Origin of the sequence: Roseicyclus sp., assembly GCF_018402035.1 — a bacterium.
Taxonomy (GTDB): domain Bacteria; phylum Pseudomonadota; class Alphaproteobacteria; order Rhodobacterales; family Rhodobacteraceae; genus Roseicyclus.
The window spans coordinates 1-1553 of sequence record NZ_JAGYJN010000070.1; the positions used below are offsets into that span (position 1 = coordinate 1).

Here is a 1553-nt window from a genome sequence, read left to right on the forward strand (position 1 = left end):
TATATCCGCCAACTCGCCTTCGATGGTGATGCAATGCGCGTTCCAGACGTCGATGGATCAATCGACGCCTTCGATCCAAATGGCCGCTTCGGCACGGGACGCTTTCGCCGTTTCGATAGGAACCGCGACATCGCACTTACAGATGTTGGTGCGACCTACATGGCCTATTTCACCAGCGGATGGTCGATCGGCGGCCGCGTGGAGCAGGACTTTTTTTGGAATACCAATCCCGGCGACTATGCCGGCGGCAGGCTATACACCGCCAACTTGGGATACAGTTCGGGCGGCCTCTCTGTCAGCGGCAGTCGATCATTTAATGACGACTTCTTTCCCATCGCAGACCGAGCATCGGCAGGCTACAACTGGGAAAACGCGAGCATCAACGCATCTTACACAAGGATTGGTATCGATCCCGTCTTGAGCACGACGTCGAAAACGAACCTCCTTTCCGCGAGTGCACGTATCGACGTCAATGATGCCCTCACACTGCGCTCGGGCGTGACGCGAGACACCGAGGCCACCGATGCAAGCTTTGCATCACTGGGCATCGCCTTCGACAATGGATCGGACTGGCGTTCCGGCATTGCCGCAAACTACAGCCTTGATGACAATGAGTACGACAGTCAGGATCTCACGATCGGCCACGAGATGGGCTGGGGCGGCGATCTCAATTTCTTCTACAACTTCGACCGCGAAGAACGGCGCGTTGTCGGCATCGACCTCGACTACATGAGCGAGTGTATCCTTGTTGAGAGCCAAATCCTCCGCCGCCGCTCGGTCATCGACAACGCCCAAAGCGCGATTGAGCTATCAGTCTCCGTCGAGTTTGGAAGCTTTGAAGGACGCGGTGGAAGATCCTGCCGCCAATGATCTGCGGCAGGAATGGCTTAGGTAACAGCCAACACGCGCCGCCCGCCGACGCCCCTCTCAGCCAAAAGGAGGCGTCCAACATCATGGCGCGTGATCTCGCCCCTGTTGACAAGGAAGACGCGCCCTTTTGACAACGCTATGGCCTGCCTCACCGATGGCAAGTCGCTGTCTGGCGATGGCGGAAGCATGATGACAACGCCGTCATCTTTGCTGAGCTTTGCCATGACTTCATCCATCTGACTTGGCTCGCAGCGATATGTCGGAATACCGGTTCCGTTGTCGATGACTGACACGCCGCCACCAACTTCACCCGCCGTTGCGCCAGAATTAGCGCGCGCACCCATGTCAATGATCGACACGGGTATGCCCGAGCGTGCGAACTCAGATGCCAGACCATTGGCCGAACGCAAAATAACCTCATCGGCAGCAAAGCCTGTCATGACGATAGCGCCGCCATCAAATTCCCCAAAGGAGACCCTGACATCTTGCCAAAATATGCGCCCAGCGCCCGCAACGATATCTTTGCGCCGCCCCAACACAGCGTCACCACCGCCAAAGGCACCAGCCACCGCGCCAACACTATGGAGCTTGCCGCGCCGCATAGAGAATACAATGGCGGCACCAAACCCAAGGAACACGCCCAAAACGCCGCCCAACGCCACAATAAGCGATCTCTTCGGCGC

At 57.5% G+C, this 1553-nt stretch carries 2 protein-coding genes; one reads left to right on the forward strand and one right to left on the reverse strand.

Annotated elements, in window-relative coordinates:
- A partial coding sequence (locus KG698_RS15220; RefSeq protein ID WP_213686389.1) for a hypothetical protein occupies positions 1-870 on the forward strand: 870 nt, incomplete at its 5' end.
- Between the two features lie 17 nt (positions 871-887).
- Here KG698_RS15220 and KG698_RS15225 read toward each other — a convergent pair.
- Positions 888-1553, reverse strand: a 666-nt coding sequence (locus KG698_RS15225; RefSeq protein ID WP_213686390.1) for a hypothetical protein, incomplete at its 5' end; no start/stop codon positions are given.